4 protein-coding genes are annotated in these 3541 nt (G+C 73.4%); all 4 read left to right on the forward strand.

The genetic code is table 11. The annotated features are described in order from the left end of the window. The coding region (locus tag CTKZ_RS21575; protein WP_160142887.1) for a hypothetical protein at positions 1 to 265 on the forward strand (265 nt) is incomplete at its 5' end. Between the two features lie 150 nt (positions 266 to 415). After that, entirely contained in the window at positions 416 to 1642 is a 1227-nt protein-coding gene (gene ftsY, locus CTKZ_RS11120) for a signal recognition particle-docking protein FtsY (protein WP_124343008.1), read from the forward strand. A gap of 179 nt (positions 1643 to 1821) precedes the next feature. Beyond that, complete coding sequence (locus CTKZ_RS11125) at positions 1822 to 3126, forward strand: ammonium transporter (RefSeq protein ID WP_124343009.1); 1305 nt, start codon at positions 1822 to 1824, stop codon at positions 3124 to 3126. Further along, positions 3126 to 3467 (forward strand): P-II family nitrogen regulator, encoded by a 342-nt coding sequence (locus CTKZ_RS11130; RefSeq protein ID WP_124343010.1) that lies wholly within the window; start codon positions 3126 to 3128, stop codon positions 3465 to 3467. The genes CTKZ_RS11125 and CTKZ_RS11130 overlap by 1 nt, the downstream gene beginning before the upstream one ends. The last annotated feature ends 74 nt before the right edge of the window (positions 3468 to 3541 follow it).

Consider the following 3541-nt stretch of genomic DNA (forward strand, 5'->3'; position numbering starts at 1 on the left):
GGGCTCCGGCGCGCCCGGGGACGAGCGCACGGGCCCGTGGCGCGCGTTCCGCGCGGGCTGGGCGGCGCGCAAGCACCCCGACGCCGACCAGACCGCGGCCGCGGCCGCCGCGTCGGTGCGTCCCGTCGACGTGTCGCTCGACGAGTTCCTCCGCGCGACCGCCGACGAGGGCGACCCGTACCTGCAGGTCGACGACCTCGCCGACACGCTGCAGCGCGCGAGCCGCAAGGCCGCGCGCGCCCTGCCCCGCCAGCGCGGCGCCTGACGGGCGCACCGTCCTGCCTCCTGGTGCGGCGCCTGACCGCCGCACCGCGGTGACCTGACCGACCGGTCCACCCCGGGTGTGGGCCAGGTCGCACCGGCGCGTCGGTGGGCGGGCTCGCGCGCACGCCCGCCGCCCAGGGAGACTGTGCGCGTGGACCAGGACACCCTCAACACCCTCCTCGCCGTCGGCATCCCGACGGTCGTCGTCGTCACCGTCGGCACGCTGCTCGTCACGCTGCGCCGCGGCCGCGGCGGCAGCACCCCGACGCAGGACGTGCCGCCGCCCGTGCCGGCACCCGAGGCGCCCTTCGGCGACCCGCAGGCTCCCGCGGCGACACCGGTCCCGGTCGACACCGCTCCCGGGACGGCCGTCCCGCCCGAGGCGGCGCCCGACGACGTCGCTGAGCTCGACCGCCCGCCCGTCCTGGAGGTCCCGGCGCCCGTCGCCGGACGTCTGACCCGCCTGCGCGACCGCCTGTCCCGGTCCGGCTCGCCGCTCGGCACCCGCCTGCTGCAGGTCCTGTCGCGCGACCACCTCACGGAGGACGACTGGGACGAGCTCGAGGAGACGCTGCTGCTCGCCGACGTCGGCGCCGGCCCGACCACCGAGATCGTCGACGCGCTGCGCACGCGCGTCCGGGTCGAGGGCCTGCGTGAGCCCGGTCAGGTGCGCACCGTGCTGCGCGACCAGCTGCTCGCGATCGTGGACCCGACGCTCGACCGCTCGCTGCACACCGACCCGGGCACCACCGCGGACGGCGCGGCTGTCCCGGCGGTCGTGCTCGTGGTCGGCGTCAACGGCACGGGCAAGACGACGACCGTCGGCAAGCTCGCGCGCGTCCTGGTCGCCGACGGGCGCACGGTCGTGCTCGGCGCGGCCGACACGTTCCGCGCCGCGGCGGCCGACCAGCTCGAGACGTGGGGCTCGCGCGTCGGCGTGCGGACCGTGCGGTCCGACAAGGACGGCGCCGACCCCGCGTCGGTCGCGTTCGACGCCGTGCGCACGGGGAAGACCGAGGCGGTCGACGTCGTGCTCGTCGACACGGCCGGCCGCCTGCAGAACAAGGCCGGCCTCATGGACGAGCTCGGCAAGATCACGCGCGTCCTCACGCGCGAGGCGCCGCTCGCCGAGGTGCTGCTCGTCCTCGACGCCACGACCGGTCAGAACGGGCTCAACCAGGCGCGCGTGTTCGCCGAGGTCGCAGGCGTCACGGGCATCGTCCTCACCAAGCTCGACGGCACCGCGAAGGGCGGCATCGTCGTCGCCGTGCAGCGTGAGCTCGGCGTCCCGGTCAAGCTCGTCGGGCTCGGCGAGGGCCCCGACGACCTCGCGCCGTTCGACCCCGAGGCGTTCGTCGACGCGCTGCTCGCGCAGTAGCCCGGCGCCCCCGGTGGGCGCCCGCTGCTGGACGGATGCCCACCACGAAACCGAACGTTTACGCCCGGGTGAGCGTTGTCACACCGCTGTAACACCCTCAGCCCATCGCCGAAACGGTCCTGGCCGACCTTTGGTACCGGACCAGCCACCCCCGGCTGGCGACGGGAGAGGCGATTTCGATGTTCGAACTCGACAGCGGGAACACCGCGTTCATGATCCTCGCCGCGTCTCTGGTGCTGCTGATGACGCCCGCCCTGGCGTTCTTCTACGGCGGCATGGTGCGCGGCAAGAGCGTGCTCAACATGATGATGATGAGCTTCGGTGCCCTCGGCATCGTCTCGCTCATCTGGGTCCTGTACGGCTACTCGGCCACGTTCGGCGGCGACTACGGCGGCTTCGTCGGCAACCCGTTCGAGTACTTCGGCCTGCAGGGCGCGACCGACGAGCAGAGCCTCATGGCCGCCACGGGCGTGCCGTTCCTCGTCGCCGCGGGCTTCCAGCTCACGTTCGCGGTCATCACCGTCGCGCTGATCTCCGGCGCGATCGCGGACCGCTTCAAGTTCAACACCTGGCTCGTCTTCGCGGCGATCTGGGTCACGGTCGTCTACATCCCGCTGGCGCACATGGTCTGGGGCGGCGGCCTGCTCGGCGGCGGCTGGTTCCTCGCCGGCTCGCTCCCCACGCCGATCGACTTCGCCGGTGGGACCGTCGTCCACATCAACGCGGGTGTCGCGGGCCTGGTCCTCGCGATCGTCACGGGCAAGCGCCGCGGCTTCGGCCGCGAGCCGATGCGGCCGCACAACCTGCCGTTCGTCATGCTGGGCGCCGCGCTCCTGTGGTTCGGCTGGTTCGGGTTCAACGCGGGCTCCGAGTTCGCCGCCGACGGCACCGCCGGTCGCGCCTGGGTCAACACGACGGTCGCCACCGCGGTCGCGATGCTCGCCTGGCTCGCCACGGAGAAGGTCCGTGACGGACACGCCACCTCGCTCGGTGCCGCGTCCGGCGTCGTCGCGGGTCTCGTCGCGATCACCCCGGCGGCCGCGGCCGTCGACACGTGGGGTGCCATCGGCATCGGCGTCGTCGCGGGCATCCTCTGCGCGCTGGCGGTCGGCCTGAAGTACCGGTTCGGCTACGACGACTCGCTCGACGTGGTCGGCGTCCACCTGGTCGGCGGCCTCGTCGGCACGGTCCTCATCGGCTTCTTCGCGACCGACGCGAACGCGACCTGGTACGCGGACGGCGCCGAGAACGGCCTGTTCTACGGTGGTGGCGTCGGGCAGCTGGCCACGCAGATCATCGTCGCCCTGTGCGCGGTGCTCTTCAGCGGTCTGGCCACGCTCGTCATCGCCCTCATCCTCAAGGCCACCATCGGCCTGCGGGCGACGGAGGAGGACGAGGTTGGCGGTCTCGATCTCGCCACGCACGGCGAGACGGCGTACGAGTCCCTGGGCGCGGGCGCCCGGGTCGTGACGGAGGTGAAGTGATGACGAAGCTCGTGACGGCGGTCATCCAGCCGCACCGGCTGGACGACGTGAAGTCGGCCCTCGAGGCGGCGGGTGTGCGGGGTCTGACGGTGAGCGAGGCGAGCGGCTACGGCCGTCAGCGCGGGCACACCGAGGTCTACCGCGGTGCGGAGTACACCGTGGACCTGGTGCCGAAGGTCAAGATCGACGTGCTGGTCGCCGACGCGGACGCCGCGAGCGTCACCGAGGTGATCGTGCGCGCCGCGCAGACCGGCAAGATCGGCGACGGCAAGGTCTGGGTCGTGCCGGTCGAGGACGTGGCTCGCGTCCGCACCGGTGAGCACGGCGACGACGCCCTCTGAGCAGGACGGTCCCGCACAGCACATGACGCAGAACCGGCCGCCCGCGGGGGGCGCGGCCGAGCACGAGTCGCCGG

This window comes from Cellulomonas algicola, assembly GCF_003851725.1.
Classification (GTDB): Bacteria; Actinomycetota; Actinomycetes; order Actinomycetales; family Cellulomonadaceae; genus Cellulomonas; species Cellulomonas algicola.